Source organism: Saccharopolyspora griseoalba, assembly GCF_042665275.1.
Taxonomy (GTDB): Bacteria; Actinomycetota; Actinomycetes; order Mycobacteriales; family Pseudonocardiaceae; genus Saccharopolyspora; species Saccharopolyspora griseoalba.
In genome coordinates, this window is record NZ_JBHTCJ010000005.1 from 203,285 (window position 1) to 221,428 (window position 18,144).

Here is an 18,144-nt window from a genome sequence, read left to right on the forward strand (position 1 = left end):
CCTTACTTCGCGGGACCGGAGTCGGGGTCGTCGAGCCCGACCGCGCCGAGCACCTTGTCGTCGGCGCTGCGCTGGGCCTGCTCCCGCTCCGCCTCGTCCCGCGCCTCGCGGAACTCGGCGAGGATGCGGTTCTGCAGGCCGAACATCTCGCGCTCCTCCTCCGGCTCCGCGTGGTCGTAGCCGAGGATGTGCAGCACGCCGTGCACGGTGAGCAGGTGCAGCTCGTCGAGCGTGCTGTGCCCGGCCTTCTTGGCCTGGTCCTTGGCGAACGCCGGGCACAGGACGATGTCGCCGAGCAGCGCGGGCCCGGAGCCCGCGGCGTCCGGACGGCGAGCCGAGTCGTACTCGTCCATGGGGAAGGACATCACGTCGGTGGGACCGGGCAGGTCCATCCACCGCTCGTGCAGGTCGGCCATCACGTCGAGGTCCACCAGCACGATGGACAGCTCGGCGAGCTGGCTGACGTTCATCTTGTCCAGGGCGAAGCGCGCGCACGAGACGATGGTCGCCTCGGGGACCGCGACGCCGGATTCGTTGGCGATCTCGATGGTCATTCTCGTCCTCGTCGCTGGCCGTTGCGGCGCCGGTCCTGCTGCTGCTCGTTGTCCTGGCGTGCCTGCCAGCGGTCGTAGGCGTCGACGATGTCGGTCACCAGCCGGTGCCGGACCACGTCCTGGCTTTCCAGCAGGGAGAAGTGCACGTCGTCGACGTCGCCGAGGATCTCCTGCACCATCTTCAGCCCGCTGCGCTGCCCGCCGGGCAGGTCGATCTGGGTGACGTCGCCGGTCACCACGATCTTCGAGCCGAAGCCCAGCCGGGTCAGGAACATCTTCATCTGCTCGGGCGTGGTGTTCTGCGCCTCGTCGAGGATGATGAAGGCGTCGTTCAGGGTGCGTCCCCGCATGTACGCCAGGGGGGCGATCTCGATCGTGCCCGCCTGGGTCAGGCGCGGGACCGACGCCGGGTCGACCATGTCGTGCAGCGCGTCGTACAGCGGCCGCAGGTAGGGGTCGATCTTCTCGTACAGCGAGCCGGGCAGGAAGCCCAGGCGCTCGCCCGCCTCGACCGCCGGGCGGGTCAGGATGATCCGGTTGACCTGCTTGGACTGCAGCGCCTGCACGGCCTTGGCCATGGCCAGGTAGGTCTTGCCGGTACCGGCGGGACCGATCCCGAACACCACCGTGTGGTCGTCGATGGCCTCGACGTAGCGCTTCTGGTTGAGCGTCTTCGGGCGGATCGTGCGACCGCGCTTGGACACGATGTCCATGCTGAGCACGTCGGCGGGCGACTCGTCGTGGTCCGCCGCGAGCATGCCGACGCTGCGGCGCACGGCGTCCGGGGTGACCGGCCCGCCCTTGCCGACCAGCGCGATGAGCTCGGCGAAGACCCGCTCGGCGAACGCGACCTCGGCGGGGTCACCCGACAGCGTCACCTCGTTGCCCCGGACGTGCACGTCGGCGGTGAGCATGTCCTCGATGACCCGCAGGTTCTCGTCCCGGGTCCCGACCAGCGTCAGAACGGCCTCGTCGGGGACGACGACCTTCGACTGAGCGGTAGCGGTCTGAGGTTGATCTCCGGACTGGGCGGCGGCGCCGCCCCCTGCGATACCGGCCACGTAGTTCGGGCCTACTTTCTGCGCGTTCCGCGCTGGTCGTGCGGACAGTTATCCCTGGCCCCGATGGTAGTCCAACCGGCAATCGGATTGCCCTCGCAGCCACCCGCGCCGGGCGGCTCAGCCCTTGAGCGGACCGCCGGTCATGCCACCGAGCCACTCGCCGCCCAGCAGGTGCATGTGGACGTGGAAGATGGTCTGCCCAGCGTCGGCGTTGGTGTTGAACAACAACCGGTAACCGGACTCGTCGATTCCCTCGGACTCGGCGATCTCGCGAGCTGTGGTGAACAACTCGGCCAGCAGCTGCGGGTCCGCGGCGGCCAGCTCGGCGGCGTTGCGGTAGCGCTGCTTGGGGATGACCAGCACGTGGGTCGGGGCCTGCGGGTTGATGTCCCGGATGGCGATGACCCGGTCGTTCTCCCGGACGATCTCGGCGGGCACCTCGCGGTCGATGATCCGCAGGAACAGCGAGTCCATGTCACTCATGCCGCGAAGGTTAGCCGAGCCACCCGTCCCCCTTCGATCACCGGGCGGCCCAACGCGGGGATCACCCGCCCCATCCGCATCACGCGGTCGTGGCGCGACCGTCAGGACCAGCGGGTGGTGAGCGGCCCGAGGGCGCCCAGGGCGACCGCGCCGGCCGTGGAGGCCCGCAGCACCGCGGGCCCCAGGCGCAGCGGCCGGGCACCGGCCGCGGCCAGGGCTTCGAGCTCCTGGTCGGTGACGCCGCCCTCGGGGCCCACGACCAGCAGCAGCTCGCCCGAGGCGGGCAGGTCCTCGGCGGTGAGGGCGTGCTCCGCGGACTCGTGCAGCACCAGGGCGGCATCGGCCTCGGCGACCAGCTTCGCCAGCTGCTTGGTGCTGACCGGTTCGGCCACCTCGGGGACCCAGGCCCGGCGGGCCTGCTTGGCCGCCGCGGTCGCGGTGCTGCGCCAGCGCGCCAGCGCCTTGGCGCCGCGCGGGCCGTCGTCCCACTTGGCCACGCAGCGGGCAGCCCGCCACGGGGTGACCGCGTCGACGCCGGCCTCGGTGGCCAGCTCGACGGCCAGCTCCCCGCGGTCGCCCTTGATCAGCGCCTGCACCAGCCGCACCCGCAGCTCCGGGAGCGGTTCGTGCCAGCTCTCGACGACGTCGAGGCTCAGCGCGTCCTTGGCGGCCTCGGTGACCGCGCAGCGCGCCATCCCGCCGCTGCCGTCGGAGAGCAGCAGCTCCTCGCCCGCGCGCATCCGGCGCACGGTCGCCGCGTGCTTTCCCTCGGGACCGTCGAGGGTCGCCGGGCCGATGCCCGGCAACCGCTCGACGGCGAAGACCGGGAGGGACACGTCAGCGGTGGCCGAAGGAGCGGAACCGGGAGAAGATCCCCTTCCCGCCGCTGCCGTTGGCGGTCACGGCGGGTTCCGGCTGCTCCTCGCCGCGCAGCGAGGCCAGCTGCCGCAGCAGGTCGGCCTGCTGGTCGTCCAGCGCGGTGGGCGTGACCACGTCGAGGTGCACGTGCAGGTCGCCGTGCCCGCTGACCTTGCCGTTGGAGCGCAGCTTGGGCAGGCCGCGACCGGTGATCACGTGCTCGGTGCCCGCCTGCGTGCCCGGCTCGACGGCGATCTCCTCCAGCGCGCCGTCGAGGGTCTGCAGCGGCAGCACGGTGCCCAGCGCCGCGGCGGTCATCGGCAGCTCGATGTTGCAGTGCAGGTCGGCGCCGTCGCGGGTGAAGCGGTCGTGCGGCTTCTCCTCGACCTCGACGAACAGGTCGCCGGCGGGACCGCCGCCGGGGCCGACCTCGCCCTCGCCCGCCAGGCGGACGCGCATGCCGTCGCCGACGCCCGCCGGGATCTTGACGGTGATGGTGCGCCGCGCGCGGACCCGGCCGTCCCCGCTGCACTGGTTGCAGGGGTCGGTGATGACCTCGCCGAAACCGCGGCAGACCGGGCAGGGCCGCGAGGTCATGACCTGGCCGAGGAAGGAGCGCTGCACCGACTGCACCTCGCCGCGACCACCGCAGGTGTCGCAGGTCGAGGGGGCGCTGCCCGCCTTGGACCCGCCGCCGTCGCAGGAGTCGCACAGCACGGCGGTGTCCACGGTGATGTCGCGGTCGACGCCGCTGAGGCACTCCTCCAGCGTCAGCTCCAGGCGCAGCAGCGCGTCCGAGCCCTGCTGCACGCGGCTGCGCGGGCCTCGCCCGCCGCCACCGGCTCCGCCGCCGAAGAAGGCGTCCATGATGTCGCCGAGGCCGCCGAAGCCGGCGAACGGGTCGCCGCCCATGCCGCCGCCCGCGCCGCCGCCGTTGCCCATGGGGTCGCCGCCCATGTCGACGATCTCGCGCTTCTTCGGGTCGGAGAGCACCTCGTAGGCCGTGGTCACCTCGGCGAACCGCTCCTGGGCGGCATCATCGGGGTTGACGTCCGGGTGCAGTTCGCGCGCGAGCTTGCGGTAGGCCCGCTTGATCTGCTCGGGTGTCGCGTCCTTGGACACGCCCAAAGTCGCGTAGTAGTCCCTGGCCACGTTCTCCGTACTTCCTCTGCTCGATCGTCTCGAGAATTGCCGGTCTCCGGTACGCCGCGATGTCAGCGGCCGACCAGGATCTCACCCACGTAGGAGGCAACTGCGCGGACCGCCGCCATCGTGCCCGGATAATCCATCCGGGTGGGGCCGACGACGCCCAGCCCGCCGAGCACCATGCCATCCGAACCGTATCCGGTGGAAATCACCGAGGTCGTCTGCATCTCCAGCGCCTCGTTCTCCACGCCGATGCTGACCCGCACCGTACTCGAGTCGCGGGCGGAGGCCAGCAGCTTGAGCACCACCACCTGCTCCTCCAGGGCCTCCAGGACCTGGCGCAGCGAGTTCGGGAAGTCGGCGACGTTGCGGGTCAGGTTCGGGGTGCCCCCGAGCACCATCCGCTCCTCGGGGTGCTCGACCAGCGACTCGATGAGCACGCTGCACACCCGCACGAGCACGTCGCGCAGCTCCGGGGGCGCCTGGTCGGGCAGCTCGGCCACCGCGGCCGAGGCGTCCGGCAGGCGCTGCTCGGCCATCGCCGAGTTGAGCACGTTGCGCAACCGGGCCACGTCCTCGTCGCCGATCACGTCGCCGAGGTCGACCATGCGCTGGTCGACGCGGCCGGTGTCGGTGATCAGCACCAGCATCAGGCGGGCCGGTGTGATGGCCACGACCTCGACGTGCCGGACGGTGGAGCGGGTCAGCGTGGGGTACTGCACCACGGCGACCTGCTGGGTGAGCTGGGCGAGCAGCCGCACGCTGCGCCGCATCACGTCCTCGAGGTCGACCGCGCCGTCCAGGAACTTCTGGATGGCCCGGCGCTCCGCGGTGGTCAGCGGCTTGACCTCGTTGAGGCGGTCGACGAACAGGCGGTAGCCCTTGTCGGTGGGGATCCGGCCCGCGCTGGTGTGCGGCTGAACGATCAGCCCTGCCTCCTCCAGCGCGGCCATGTCGTTGCGTACCGTGGCGCTGGACACGCCGAGGTCGTGATTGTCGACGAGTGCCTTGGATCCCACTGGCTCCTTGGTCGACACGAAGTCGGCCACGATCGCCCGCAAGACCTCGAATCGGCGTTCCTCCGCGCTCGCCACGCGACACACCTCCTCAACGTCCCAGCGCAGCGGCCGCGCGCCGACGTGCGTCCGTGCGCGACCGCGCACCCGGGCGCGACTCGCCCCGGGCACCACCCCCGAGTTTACGGCGTTCGCCGCGCAGATCCGAGGAGCGAGGACGAGCATCACGGACACGCCGCGCGGTGCGGGTGTCCTGAGGAAGCCGTCCGCGGCGCGACCTGGGCCCTCTTCGTCAGGAGTCCAGCGCGTGGCCCCGGTGACCGCCGCTCAGCCGATGAGGTCCTGGACGACGGCGTCGGCCAGGAGGCGTCCCCGGTCGGTGAGGACGCAGCGGCCCCGGTCGAGGTCCTCGCCGCGCAGCAGGCCGTCGGCGACCGCCCGCTTCGCCGCGCGGCGACCGTCCTCGTCGAGGGCTTCGACGCCCAGGCCGGCCCGCACCCGCAGCTCCAGCATGATGCGCTCGACGCGCTGGTCCTCGGCGGTGAGCAGCTCGCGCGCCTGCGCCGGGGAGCCGCCCTCGGCCAGCAGTGCGCTGTAGCGGGCGGGGTGCTTGACGTTCCACCAGCGCACGCCGCCGACGTGGCTGTGCGCGCCGGGGCCCGCGCCCCACCAGTCGCCGCCCCGCCAGTAGCCGAGGTTGTGCCTGCACTCGGCGGCGGGCCCGGAGGCCCAGTTGGAGACCTCGTACCAGCCCAGCCCGGCCTCGCCGAGCGCCTCGTCGAGCATCTCGTAGCGGTCGGCGAGCACGTCCTCGTCGGGCATCGGCAGCTCGCCGCGGCGGACCTTGCGCGCCATGGCCGTGCCGTCCTCGACGATCAGCGAGTAGGCCGAGACGTGGTCCACCCCGGCTTCGAGCACCGCGTCCAGCGAGCGGCGCAGGTCCTCGTCGCGCTCGCCGGGGGTGCCGTAGATGAGGTCGAGGTTGACGTGCTCGAAGCCGGCGGCGCGGGCCTCGCGGGCGGCCGCCACGGCGCGCCCGGGCGTGTGGGTGCGCTCCAGGACCCGCAGCACGTGCTCGGCCGCCGACTGCATGCCCAGCGAGACCCTGGTGTAGCCGGCCTCGCGGATGCGCTCGAAGAACTCCGGCGAGGTCGACTCCGGGTTGGACTCGGTGGTCACCTCCGCGTCCGCGGTCAGGCCGAAGGTCTCGCGGATCGCGTCGAGCACCGAGCCGAGCCGCTCACCGCCGAGCAGCGAGGGCGTGCCGCCCCCGACGAACACGGTTTCGGCCGCGGGAGCGGCACCGCCAGCGGAGAGCACCTCGGCGGCGAGCCGCAGCTCGGCGCGCAGCCCGTCGAGCCAGCTGTCGAAGCCGGAAGCCGAGCCGAGCTCGTCGGCGGTGTAGGTGTTGAAGTCGCAGTAGCCGCAGCGGGTGGCGCAGAACGGCACGTGCGCGTAGACCCCGAACGGCCGGGACCCGATGCCGGTCAGGGCCGATTCGGGCAGCGATCCGTCGGCCGGGGCGGGTTCGCCGGGTGGAGGTTGTCCAGGCACGCCTCCACTGTCTCACCATTCGGATGGGGTTGGACCGCCTGGTGAGCGCGTGGCACGCTCCAGCCATGGGTTCGACCGCGCTGCGCCTGCACCTGGTCGCCCGCCGGTACGTTGACCTGCGGCGGGTTGCCAGCGCGCTGTGCATGCGCGAGGTCTGAAAACCCGCCGTCTTCGTTCAACTCGTCCAGTCGGCGCGGTCCATCCGAAGTGAGAACCGTCACCGCCGACGGACTTCCCCTGCGGAGGACCGCGCCTGTATCCCGGAGGTCGCGGACATGGTTCCTCCCGCGGAATCGCCTGCACGCCCTGCTCGCAAACGGAAGAGTCGCGGCGAGGGCCAGTGGGCGCTCGGCCACCGCGAACCGCTCAACGGCAACGAGCGCTCCAAGAAGGACGACAACCCGCTCAACGTTCGCCAGCGCATCGAGAACATCTACGCCCACCGCGGCTTCGAGTCGATCGACCCGGCCGACCTGCGCGGGCGCTTCAGGTGGTGGGGCCTGTACACCCAGCGCGCACCGGGCATCCCCGGCGCGCGCACCTCGACCATCGAGCCCGAGGACCTCGAGGACAGCTACTTCATGCTGCGGGTGCGCATCGACGGCGGCGCGCTGACCACCGAGCAGCTGCGGGTCATCGGCGAGGTCTCGCAGACCTACGCGCGCGACACCGCCGACATCACCGACCGGCAGAACGTGCAGCTGCACTGGATCCGGGTCGAGGACATGCCCACCATCTGGCAGAAGCTGGAGGGCGCCGGGCTGTCCACGACCGAGGCCTGCGGCGACTGCCCGCGCGTGGTGCTGGGCTCGCCGGTGGCGGGCATCGCGGCCGACGAGATCATCGACGCCACCCCGGCCATCGACGAGATCACCGAGAAGTTCATCGGCGACCGGTCGCTGTCGAACCTGCCGCGCAAGTTCAAGAGCGCCATCTCCGGTTCGCCGCGCTGGGACGCGGTGCCGGAGATCAACGACATCTCGCTGGTCGGCGTGGTCCACCCCGAGCACGGTCCCGGCTTCGACCTGTGGGTCGGCGGCGGGCTGTCGACCAACCCGAAGCTGGCGGTCCGGCTGGGCACCTGGGTGCCGCTGGACGAGGTCGCCGAGGTCTGGCACGGGGTCGTGCAGATCTTCCGGGACTACGGCTACCGGCGGCTGCGCAACCGCGCCCGGATCAAGTTCCTGGTGGCCGACTGGGGCGCGGAGAAGTTCCGGCAGGTGCTGGAGGACGAGTACCTGGGCCGCAAGCTCATCGACGGCCCCGCGCCGGAGACCCCGACCGGCCAGCGCGACCACGTGGGCGTGCACCAGCAGGTCGACGGCAACTACTACGTGGGGGTGAAGTCGCCGGCGGGCCGGGTCAGCGGTTCCACGCTGGTGGAGGTCGCCAAGGCCGCCGAGCGGGTGGGCTCCCGCCGGGTGCGCACCACCGTCGAGCAGAACCTGCTGGTCCTGGACGTCCCGGAGAACGAGGTCGACGGGCTGACCGGGGAGCTCGCGGGCCTGGGCCTGCACAGCGACCCCTCGCCGTGGCGGCGGGGCGTGATGGCCTGCACCGGCATCGAGTTCTGCAAGCTGGCCATCGTGGAGACCAAGCAGCGCTCGATCGACCTGATCGGCGACCTGGAGCGGCGGCTGGCCGACATCCAGGGCGAGATCGACAACGCGGTCACGGTCAACCTCAACGGTTGCCCGAACGCGTGCGCGCGCACCCAGGTCGCCGACATCGGCCTGAAGGGCCAGATGGTCCCGGACGGCAACGGCAACCAGGTCCCGGGCTTCCAGGTGCACCTCGGCGGCGGGCTGGCGATCGACGCCGGTTTTGGCCGTAAGATCCGCGGGCACAAGGTGACCTCCGAGGAGGTCGGAGACTACGTCGAGCGGCTCGTGCGCACCTACCTCGACCAGCGCGAGGACGGCGAGCGCTTCGCGCAGTGGGTGCTGCGGGCCGAGGAAGATGACCTCAAGTGAGCGAACGGGTGGTTGCGCAGTACTGCCCGTACTGCGGTGACGAGGACCTCATCCCGGAGGAAGAACCCGACGGGGCGTGGAAGTGCCAAGCTTGTCTACGAGTCTTCACGGTGCGGCTCGTCGGGTTGGCGCTGGGAGGGAGCGGAGAAGCATGACCACCGAAACCGCGAACATCGGTTCACGGCGCAGCGACGAGGAGCTCAAGGCGCTGGTCGAGCAGGCGGCGCCGGAGCTCGCCGAGGCCAGCGCCGAGGAGGCGCTGCGCTGGGCCGCGGACAACTTCGGGGGCGGCGGGCTGATCGTCGCCTCGAACATGCAGGACGCGGTGCTGATCGACCTGGCGGCCAAGGCGCTGCCGGGCGTGGACGTGCTGTTCCTGGAGACCGGCTACCACTTCGCCGAGACCATCGGCACGCGCGACGCGGTCGAGCAGGTCTACGACGTGCGGATGGTCAACGCGGTGCCCGAGCAGACGGTGGCCGAGCAGGACGAGGCCGAGGGCCCGCGACTCTACGAGCGCGACCCGAACCGCTGCTGCTTCCTGCGCAAGGTGGTCCCGCTGCGCAACACCCTGTCCCGGTACGAGGCCTGGGTGACCGGCGTGCGGCGGGTGGAGGCGCCGACCCGCGCCAACACCCCGATCGTGACCTGGGACGACCGCAACGGCCTCGTGAAGATCAACCCGCTGGCGGCCTGGTCCGACGAGGAGATGCAGCGCTACATCGACGACAACGGCGTGCTGGTCAACCCGCTGGTCCCGGCGGGCTACCCGTCGATCGGGTGCCAGCCCTGCACCGCCAAGCCCGCGCCGGGTGCCGACCCGCGCAGCGGCCGCTGGGCGGGCAACTCCAAGACCGAGTGCGGACTGCACGGCTGATACGAGAAACTGCCAACTCACCGGACGGGTGTCCGGCTAGTGCGACCATGCGGGCATCGCGAGTCGGGAGCGGTGCGGGTGTCCCGCGAATTCCACGGAGGGGAAATGACCACAGCAGAGACCGAGGTGTCCACGCCCGGCGCACCGCCGCAGGTGGACAACCTGGCCGCGCTGGAGTCCGAGGCCATTCACATCTTCCGCGAGGTGGCGGGTGAGTTCGACCGCCCGGTGATCCTGTTCTCCGGCGGCAAGGACTCCACGGTGCTGGTGCACCTGGCGATCAAGGCGTTCTGGCCGGCACCGGTGCCGTTCACGCTGCTGCACGTCGACACCGGGCACAACTTCCCGGAGGCGATCACCTTCCGCGACGAGCTGGTGGAGAAGAACCAGCTGCGCCTGGTGGTGGCCCACGTGCAGGACTACATCGACGACGGCAGGCTGCAGGAGCGCGCCGACGGCACGCGCAACCCGCTGCAGACCCAGCCGCTGCTGGACGCCATCTCGGACAACAAGTTCGACGCGGTCTTCGGCGGCGGTCGCCGCGACGAGGAGCGGGCCCGGGCCAAGGAGCGCATCTTCAGCCTGCGCAGCGCCTTCGGCCAGTGGGACCCGCGCAGGCAGCGGCCGGAGCTGTGGAACCTCTACAACGGCAGGCACCGCCCCGGCGAGCACGTGCGCGTGTTCCCGCTGTCGAACTGGACCGAGCTGGACGTCTGGCGCTACATCCAGCGGGAGAAGATCGAGCTCCCGGAGCTGTACTACGCGCACCGCCGCGAGGTCTACGAGCGCGACGGCATGTGGCTGACCTCCGGTCCGTGGGGCGGCCCGCGCGAGGGCGAGGACGTGGTGACCAAGACGGTGCGCTACCGCACGATGGGCGACGGCTCCTGCACCGGCGCGGTGGAGTCCGAGGCCTACACGGTCGACGACGTCATCGCCGAGGTCGCCGCCAGCCGGCTCACCGAGCGCGGCGCGACGCGGGCCGACGACCGCCTCTCCGAAGCGGCGATGGAAGACCGCAAGCGCGAGGGCTACTTCTAGGGAGCTGCGTCCGCGCGGCGCCGAGCGCGCCGCCCGGCAGGAGCAGACCCCCGCGAAACGCCCGGTCCCCCGACAGCACGATCAGCCAAGCCTTGACCACCAGGAGTGGGTTTTCCCTCATGACCGAGACCACCACCCGTACCGCCCCGGACAGCGGCACCGAGGTGACCCTGCCGGTGCACACCGACCTGCTGCGGCTGGCCACCGCGGGCTCCGTCGACGACGGCAAGAGCACCCTGGTGGGACGGCTGCTGCACGACACCAAGTCGGTGCTGGCCGACCAGCTCGACGCCGTGCACCAGGCCAGCGCTGACCGGGGCCTGGCCACCCCGGACCTGTCGCTGCTGGTCGACGGCCTGCGCGCGGAGCGCGAGCAGGGCATCACCATCGACGTGGCCTACCGCTACTTCGCGACCCCGAAGCGCTCCTTCGTGCTGGCCGACACCCCGGGGCACGTGCAGTACACGCGCAACACGGTCACCGGCGCGTCCACGGCGCAGCTGGCGGTGCTGCTGGTCGACGCGCGCAACGGCGTGGTCGAGCAGACCCGCAGGCACGCCGCGGTGCTGGCGCTGCTGGGCGTGCCGCGGCTGGTGCTGGCGGTCAACAAGATCGACATGGTGGACTTCGACGAGGCCACGTTCACCCGCATCGCCGAGGAGTTCTCCGCGCACGCCGAGGCGCTGGGCTACGCCGGCGACGAGGTGGTGACCATCCCGGTCTCCGCGCTGCTGGGCGACAACGTGGTGGAGCGCTCGGACAACACCCCGTGGTACTCCGGCCCGTCGCTGCTGGAGCACCTGGAGAGCGTGCCGGTGGCTCCGGACCCGCACGACGCGCCGTTCCGGATGCCGGTGCAGTACGTGATCCGGCCGCGCACCGCCGAGCACCCGGACTACCGGGGCTACGCGGGCACCATCGGGGCGGGCGTGGTCTCCCCCGGCGACGAGGTCGTGGTGCTCCCGGCGGGCCTGCGCACCAAGGTCACCAAGGTCGACACCGCCGACGGCGAGCTCGAGCAGGCCGCCGCGGGGCACTCGGTGACGCTGCTGCTGGACAACGACGTGGACATCTCCCGGGGCGATCTGATCGCCGCCGCGGACACCGCCCCGGCGCCGACCGACGAGCTGGACGCCACGGTGTGCTGGCTGGCCGAGAAGGCGCTCAACCCGGGGCAGAAGGTGCTGGTCAAGCACGGCACCCGCACGGTGCAGGCGATGGTCACCGAGCTGTCCGCGCGCTTCGACGAGCAGCAGCTGTCCAGCGTGGCCGCGCCGGATTCGCTGCGGCTCAACGAGATCGGCCGCGTGCAGCTGCGCACCTCCGAGCCGCTGCCGGTCGACGACTACGCGGAGAGCCGCCGAAACGGCGCGTTCCTGGTGATCGACCCGTCCGACGGCACGACCCTGGCCGCCGGGATGGTCGGCGACCCGTTGGCACCGTTCGCGCAATGACTCCGCTGATCGCCGTCGCGCACGGCAGCCGGGATCCGCGTTCCGCGGCGACCATCCGCGGGCTGCTCGACGTGGTCCGGGCGATGCGCCCGGAGCTGGACGTGCGCGCGGCGTTCCTGGACCTCTCGGAACCGCTGCTGGGCGACGTCCTGGACGCGGTCCGGGCCGACGGCCACCGCGAGGCCGTGGTCCTGCCGCTGCTGCTCGGCCGGGCGTTCCACGCGCGGGTGGACGTCCCGGCCGCGGTCTCCGAGGCCGAACGCCGTCACCCCGACCTGCGGGTCCGGGTGGGCGAGGTGCTCGGTCCGGATCCCCGGCTGGACGCCGCGGCCTGGCGCAGGCTGCTGGAGGCCGGCGCCGATCCGGCCGATCCCGAGCTGGGCGTGCTGCTGGCGGGCGCCGGGTCCTCGCACGCACCGGCCAACCGCCTGGTCGCCGAGGTGGCGGCCCGCTGGCAGGCCCGCACCTCGTGGGCCGGTGCGGTGGCGACCTTCGCGGCCGCGGCCGACCCGGACGTGCCGGCGGCCCTGGAGCTGCTGCGCGCCCGCGGCGCCCGCCGCTTCGCGGTGGGTTCCTGGTTCCTGGCCCCCGGGTTGCTCCCGGACCGGGTCGCCCAGCTGGCGCGGGACGGCGCCGGCTCCCCGCTGGTCGCCGCGCCGATGGCCGACGACCCGGAGGTCGCGGACCTCGTCCTGCACCGCTACGACCTCGCGATCAGCCGCGACCTCCTGCCCGCAGCGGTCTAGCGGTTCGGCCGCGAACTCCGGGGCGCGCCGGGGTTCGCGGCCGAACTGATCGCACCCGCAAGGCGTTGGCGGGAACCCGCCAACCTTTGGGTGCGTCGCAACCCCGTGTGCATGATGTGGCCAGCCGACGAGGGCGGGGGTGATCGCCGTGGCGCAGGTGCCGCACCTGATCGCCCGCGTGCGCGCCGAGTTCGCGCGCACCGAGCACGAGAAGTCCTGCCACTTCTTCCCGCTGCCGCCGGACGGCGACGGCGAGCTCCCGGAGACCCTGCGCGCGTACTGCGGCTTCGAGATCGCGCCCGGGCAGGCCGAGGCGTTCGAGGGCCCGGTCGGGATGCCGTGCCTGACCTGTCTGATGGCCGCCGCCTTGTCCGATTCCGAGTCGGCCTGATACCGCACCGGGGTGCGTTAACGCAGAGTTGTTCTTCGAAAGACTACGATTCACCCCAAGGGGCCATGAGAGAGTGCAAGGCAGCGTTCGGGCGGGGATCTGAACAGCTCCCTGTACACGTCGTCCCCGTCGAGCCCGCGCTGCCGAGTGACCGTCGTTGGCGCGGGGGCGAAAATTGCAAGGCTGGACGAGGAGTCGGGGACAACAGCGCGAGATGAACACGCAGCAGCCGAGTCGACCGGTCATCACGCCGGCTATGCAGGAGCAGGCCAAGAAGCAGCCGAACACCTGGCTGTACGTGGTCGACCCGATCTTCACCGACCCCAACGCGGAAGTCCCGCCGTGGGGCTTCATCGGGGGTTATCGGGTCGACGAGCGCGGTGAGATCACCGACGACTTCTCCCCCAACCCCAACTACCGCCCCTCGCCGGTCGCGCTGCGGCTGCCCGCTCCGTCCAACGACGTCGAGCGCGCGCTGCAGCTGACCACCACCGGCTACGCGCAGGGCGGCGCGCTGCTGACCGCGATGCTCGACTCCGAGCTGATCCTGTTCGCCCAGCCGCAGGGCAGCGGTCTGTTCACCATGGAGCACGAGTCCGGCCGCAGGCAGCTGCAGGTGTTCACCTCCGAGAACTTCCTGCCGTCGAACTGGACGACCTGGCAGCGCATGACCGGCAGGCACCTGGCCGGCTACAGCCTCAACGGGATCGACCTGCAGATCAACCCGACCAGCCCGGTCAAGGCGCGGATGCCCGCCGAGGAGCTGGTCAAGATCGCCAACACGGTCCCGCCGCAGCCGGTCGGCATGCCGGTCTCGCCGCCCCCGGGCAACCCCACCGCGGCACCCGCCTCGCCGCCCGTCGGCACGCCCGCGGCCCCGACCTCCCCGCCCGCGGGCACTCCCGCTGCCGCCGCGCAGCTGCCCGACACCGACTTCAACCGCCGGTTCCTGGGCTCGATGCTGGCGGGGGCGATCGGCGACGCGCTCGGCGCACCGGTCGAGTTCTACCCGGTCGACCAGATCCGCAGCCGGTTCGGCGCCGACGGCGTCACCGAGTACGACCGCGCCGGCGAGCACCCCGGCGAGTTCACCGACGACACCCAGCTGGTGATGTTCACCCTGGAGGGCCTGATCCGCGGCCGCATCGCCGGTGCCGACAGCAGCCCGCTGCCCGCCTTGCAGCTGGCCTACCAGCGCTGGCTGCACACCCAGGGCTACAACTGGGAACGCGCCGCGGGCCCGTTCGCGGCCAACCACCCGCAGCCCGACGGCTGGCTGGTCGGGCAGGCCGAGCTGTTCGCGGTGCGCTCGCCGAACTCCAGCTGCATCAGCGCGCTGCGCGAGTTCGCCTCGGTCGGCGCTCCGGGCACCTTCGACCGGGCGATCAACGACGCCGAGGACTGCGGGGGCGTGGTCCGCTCGGCGCCGATCGCGCTGTGGTCGGAGGATCCGCGCGAGGTCTTCGAGCTGGCCGCGGCCGGTGCCGCGCTCACCCACTCCAGGCCCAACGGCTACCTGCCCGCCGGCGTGCTGGCGGTGCTGGTGCACCGGCTGCTGCGCGGCGAATCGCTGCAGCACTCCCTCGCCCAGGCGCGCGAGCTGCTGGCCGGCTACCGCGATCACGAGGACGTCGAGCGCGCGCTGCGGGCCGCCGAGGAGCTGGCCGCGCAGGGCGCGCCGACCCCGGAGCAGCTCAAGGACCAGCTCGGGGGCGGCTGGTCGGGGCACGAGGCGCTGGCCATCGCGGTGTGCGCGGCGCTGAGCTCGGACGGCGTGGCCAAGGCGCTGATGCTCGCGACCAACCACTCCGGCGACAGCGACTCGACCGCCGCGATCTGCGGCAACATCGTCGGCGCGATCTTCGGCAACACCGCGCTGCCGGGCGTGTGGCTGCGCGATCTCAAGCAGCGCGAGACGCTCGAAGCGCTGGTCAGGGACGCCCTGCTGCAGTTCGGCGAGGAGCCGCCGACCGGCGAGGCCTGGGCGTTCCGCTACCCCGGCGCCAAGGACGTCTCCGACCTGGACTTCAGCGCCGCTCCGCCCACCGTCGAGGCCGCTGCCGGCGAGACGGCCCCGGCCGAGCCGGAACCCGCCCCGGTCGCCGAGGAATCGGTGGTTCAGCCGCCGGAGTCGGCCGCGCCGCGTCCGACCTCGCCCGCGGACCTGCACGCGCAGCGCGTGCGCGGCATGCTGCTGGGCGCTGCCGCCGGTGACGCGCTGGGCTACCCGATCGAGGCCGATTCGCTCGCCGAGATCCGCGCGAAGTACGGCGATTCGGGCCTCATCGACTACGTCGACGCGCACCACCCCGGCGGTTCGGTCAGCGACGAGACGCAGCTGCTCCTGTTCGCCGCCGACGGCCTGATCCGCGCTTCGATCGCGCGACTGCAGGCCGGCCGCACCGACCCGACCGAGCAGGTCGGCTACGCGCACCTGCGCTGGTTGCACACCCAGGGCTTCGAGTGGTCCGAGGCCGGTGGCCCGCTGGCCGCCCAGAAGCCCGACGGGCACCTCATCGCGCACCGGGAGCTGTTCGTGCGCCGCTCCCCCGCGGCGACGTGCCTGCAAGCGCTGCAGAGCTTCGCCTCCGGCGGTGCGCCGGGCTCCCCGCAGCACCCGGTCAACGAGGCGACCGACTGCGGCGCGCTGGTGCGGGCGGCTCCGGCCGCGCTGTGGGCCGACGACCCGGGCCAGGTGTTCCGCGCGGGCGCCGCGATCGCCGCGCTGACCCACGGCCACCCCGACGCGCACCTGCCCGCCGGTGCGCTGGCGGTGCTGGTCCAGCAGCTGCTGGCCAACCGCTCGCTGCCGCAGGCGGTGGACCGCGCGCTGCTGGAGCTGGCCGAGTGGGAGGGTCACGAGCAGGCCACCACCGCGCTGCGCAAGGCCGTCGAGCTGGCCGCCACCGGCACGCCGACGGCCGAGCAGGTCGAGAAGTCCTTCGGCGAGCTGCGCTCCGGTGCGCAGGCGCTGGCCACAGCGGTGTGCGCCGCGCTGACCCACCCGGAGTCCTTCCCGGAGGCCGTCGTGCTCGCGGCCAACCACTCCGGCGACAGCGATTCCGCGGCCGCGATCTGCGGCGCGATCATGGGCACCGCGCACACCGCGAGCGCGATCCCGCAGCACTGGCAGGACAAGATCGAGCTGTTCGAGCTCATCGCCGAGGTCGCGACCGACGCGAGCAAGGCCTTCGGCCCGAACCCGCCGGAGATGCAGGACCGCTACCCGGTCAACGAGCCCACCGCCGAGCAGCCGGAGGCGGCGCAGGCGAGCGCCGTCGTCGAACCGGAGCGGGAGACCGCGGACGTCCCGGCGGAACCGGAAGCCGAGCCGGAGGCGGAGACCGAAGGCGAGGCCGCGGTCGACGTCGAGGAGCAGGCCGACGGGGCGGACGAAGTCGAGCCCGAGCCGGAAACCGCCGCTCAGGCGCAGCAGGCCGAGCCGGAGCCGGAAGCCGAGCCCGAGCCCGAGCCGCAGGACGAAACCCAACCGGAGGCCGAGACCGACCCGGAGGCCGCGGCGCAGGAACCGGACGCCGATCCCGAGTCCGCGGCGCAGACGCAGGCGCAGGCGCAGGAAGCCGAGCCGGAGGCAGCGGCCGAGCAGGCACCGGATGCCGAGTCCGAGCCGGAAACCGCCGCTCAGGCGCAGCAGGCCGAGCCGGAGCCGGAAGCCGAGCCCGAGCCGCAGGACGAGACCGCCGACGAACCCGGCGCCGAGGCGAAGTCCGAGGACTCCGGCCTCTCCGGCGAGGAGCTCCGGTTGCTGGCCGCCTGGCGCAAGTTCCGGGACAACGAGGGCGGCAACTCCGACGAGCTCACCCAGGGCCTGCACAAGCTGCTCGTCGAGGCCTTCGGGGAGGATCGCGCCGCCCAGCTCATCGGCGAGGCGAGCCAGCAGGAGCCCGAACCCGCCGAGCCCGCCGAGGAGCCGCGCCCGCAGCCGAGCGCTCGGGAACGGCTCGCGGGCTGCGTGCTCGGCGGCGCCGTCGGCGACGCGCTGGGCGCTCCCTGGCTGTTCAGCGACCTGCTCACCACGCTGCGCGAGAACCCCGACGGAGTGCGGGAGTTCGCCGAGCACTTCGGGGCCGCGGGCACCGCGAGCGGCATCACTCAGCAGTCCGCGTTCCTGCTCTCCGGCCTGATCAGCGCTCGCACGCGATCGACCGACCGGCCGACCGCGGTGCGCACCGCGCTGCGGCACTGGTTGCACGCCCAGGGCGCCCGGGTCACCCCGCCGGAACCGGACGACCCGCTGGCGAGCTTCACCGAGCTGCGCGCGCAGCGGTTCCCGGACGAGGCCACGCTGACCGCGCTGGCGCGCTGGGCCGACCGCGGCGAGAACCCGACGCCGAGCAACCCGCCGAACGACGCCCGCTCGGCCACCGCCGTCGCCCGCGGCGCGGTCGTGGGCTTCGAGACCACCGGTCCGGCCGAGGCGATCGCGCTGGGCGTCGAACTGGGCGTGCTCACCCACGGCCACCCCGACGGCTACTTCCCGGCGGCCGCGCTGGCGGGCCTGGTCAACGCGCTGGCCGCGGGCCAGTCGCTGGCCGAGGCGGTGGAGACCGCGCTGCCCGAGCTGGACCGCATGGAGGGCGCAGAGACCACCGCGCAGGCGCTGCGCTCGGCCGTGGAGGTCGCCACCTCCGGTCCGGTCTCGCCGACGGTGCTGGAATCGCTGGGCGTGGGCTTCAACGCCCCCGAGGCGCTGGCCATCGCGGTCGCCGCGGCGCTGTCGCACCCGGCTTCGTTCGGCGACGCGGTCTCGCTGGCCGCCACCCACGCGGGCAACAGCGCGGCCACCGCGGCGATCTGCGGGGCGCTGCTGGGCGCCGAGCGCGGCGTCGACGAGGTTCCGCGGGAGTGGATCGAGCAGCTCGAACTGCGGGAAGTCCTGGAGCAGCTGATCGACGACGCGGAACGGGCGCGCGCCGAGGCCGAACCGGACCAACCCGCCCCCGAGTGGGCCGCCCGCTACGCCGGGTAG

General features: G+C 72.5%; 16 protein-coding genes. 9 read left to right on the forward strand and 7 right to left on the reverse strand.

All coding sequences use genetic code 11. The annotated features are described in order from the left end of the window. Nucleotides 1–2 precede the first annotated feature (2 nt). The 7 genes from ybeY to hemW all read right to left on the reverse strand — a co-directional run bounded on the left by ybeY (nucleotide 3) and on the right by hemW (nucleotide 6,672). Nucleotides 3–554 (reverse strand): rRNA maturation RNase YbeY, encoded by a 552-nt coding sequence (gene ybeY / locus ACFQRI_RS12145; RefSeq protein ID WP_380667760.1) that lies wholly within the window; start codon nucleotides 552–554, stop codon nucleotides 3–5. Further along, nucleotides 551–1,615 (reverse strand): PhoH family protein, encoded by a 1,065-nt coding sequence (locus ACFQRI_RS12150; RefSeq protein WP_380667762.1) that lies wholly within the window; start codon nucleotides 1,613–1,615, stop codon nucleotides 551–553. Before ACFQRI_RS12150 ends, ybeY begins: the two co-directional genes overlap by 4 nt. A 117-nt stretch (nucleotides 1,616–1,732) precedes the next feature. Further along, nucleotides 1,733–2,098, reverse strand: coding sequence for a histidine triad nucleotide-binding protein (locus ACFQRI_RS12155; RefSeq protein WP_380667764.1), 366 nt, complete (start codon nucleotides 2,096–2,098; stop codon nucleotides 1,733–1,735). A gap of 101 nt (nucleotides 2,099–2,199) precedes the next feature. Further along, nucleotides 2,200–2,934, reverse strand: a complete 735-nt coding sequence (locus tag ACFQRI_RS12160; protein WP_380667766.1) for a 16S rRNA (uracil(1498)-N(3))-methyltransferase — start codon at nucleotides 2,932–2,934, stop codon at nucleotides 2,200–2,202. Nucleotide 2,935: 1 nt separating this feature from the next. Further along, entirely contained in the window at nucleotides 2,936–4,108 is a 1,173-nt protein-coding gene (gene dnaJ, locus ACFQRI_RS12165) for a molecular chaperone DnaJ (protein WP_380667768.1), read from the reverse strand. A 62-nt stretch (nucleotides 4,109–4,170) separates the two neighbouring features. Continuing rightward, complete coding sequence (hrcA, locus tag ACFQRI_RS12170) at nucleotides 4,171–5,196, reverse strand: heat-inducible transcriptional repressor HrcA (protein ID WP_380667770.1); 1,026 nt, start codon at nucleotides 5,194–5,196, stop codon at nucleotides 4,171–4,173. 249 nt (nucleotides 5,197–5,445) lie between these two features. Next, nucleotides 5,446–6,672 carry a radical SAM family heme chaperone HemW gene (gene hemW / locus ACFQRI_RS12175; RefSeq protein WP_380667772.1) on the reverse strand — a complete coding sequence of 409 codons (1,227 nt, stop codon included), beginning with the start codon at nucleotides 6,670–6,672 and terminating at the stop codon, nucleotides 5,446–5,448. A gap of 65 nt (nucleotides 6,673–6,737) precedes the next feature. Between hemW and ACFQRI_RS12180 the strand changes: the two genes are divergently transcribed. The 9 genes from ACFQRI_RS12180 to ACFQRI_RS12220 all read left to right on the forward strand — a co-directional run bounded on the left by ACFQRI_RS12180 (nucleotide 6,738) and on the right by ACFQRI_RS12220 (nucleotide 18,144). Beyond that, complete coding sequence (locus tag ACFQRI_RS12180; RefSeq protein ID WP_380667774.1) at nucleotides 6,738–6,830, forward strand: putative leader peptide; 93 nt, start codon at nucleotides 6,738–6,740, stop codon at nucleotides 6,828–6,830. Between the two features lie 117 nt (nucleotides 6,831–6,947). Further along, nucleotides 6,948–8,645: a nitrite/sulfite reductase gene (locus ACFQRI_RS12185; RefSeq protein WP_380667776.1), complete on the forward strand. Its 1,698-nt coding sequence runs from the start codon at nucleotides 6,948–6,950 to the stop codon at nucleotides 8,643–8,645. Further along, nucleotides 8,642–8,800 (forward strand): Insertion element protein, encoded by a 159-nt coding sequence (locus tag ACFQRI_RS12190; protein WP_380667779.1) that lies wholly within the window; start codon nucleotides 8,642–8,644, stop codon nucleotides 8,798–8,800. The genes ACFQRI_RS12185 and ACFQRI_RS12190 overlap by 4 nt, the downstream gene beginning before the upstream one ends. Continuing rightward, nucleotides 8,797–9,522 (forward strand): phosphoadenylyl-sulfate reductase, encoded by a 726-nt coding sequence (locus ACFQRI_RS12195; protein WP_380667781.1) that lies wholly within the window; start codon nucleotides 8,797–8,799, stop codon nucleotides 9,520–9,522. Before ACFQRI_RS12190 ends, ACFQRI_RS12195 begins: the two co-directional genes overlap by 4 nt. A gap of 105 nt (nucleotides 9,523–9,627) precedes the next feature. Next, nucleotides 9,628–10,563, forward strand: coding sequence for a sulfate adenylyltransferase subunit CysD (gene cysD, locus ACFQRI_RS12200; RefSeq protein WP_380667784.1), 936 nt, complete (start codon nucleotides 9,628–9,630; stop codon nucleotides 10,561–10,563). Between the two features lie 119 nt (nucleotides 10,564–10,682). Further along, nucleotides 10,683–12,017 carry a sulfate adenylyltransferase subunit 1 gene (locus ACFQRI_RS12205; RefSeq protein ID WP_380667786.1) on the forward strand — a complete coding sequence of 445 codons (1,335 nt, stop codon included), beginning with the start codon at nucleotides 10,683–10,685 and terminating at the stop codon, nucleotides 12,015–12,017. Next, nucleotides 12,014–12,763: a sirohydrochlorin chelatase gene (locus ACFQRI_RS12210; RefSeq protein ID WP_380667788.1), complete on the forward strand. Its 750-nt coding sequence runs from the start codon at nucleotides 12,014–12,016 to the stop codon at nucleotides 12,761–12,763. The genes ACFQRI_RS12205 and ACFQRI_RS12210 overlap by 4 nt, the downstream gene beginning before the upstream one ends. A 139-nt stretch (nucleotides 12,764–12,902) precedes the next feature. Then, nucleotides 12,903–13,154, forward strand: coding sequence for a hypothetical protein (locus ACFQRI_RS12215; protein WP_380667790.1), 252 nt, complete (start codon nucleotides 12,903–12,905; stop codon nucleotides 13,152–13,154). Between the two features lie 214 nt (nucleotides 13,155–13,368). Further along, nucleotides 13,369–18,144, forward strand: a complete 4,776-nt coding sequence (locus tag ACFQRI_RS12220; protein ID WP_380667792.1) for a type VII secretion system-associated protein — start codon at nucleotides 13,369–13,371, stop codon at nucleotides 18,142–18,144.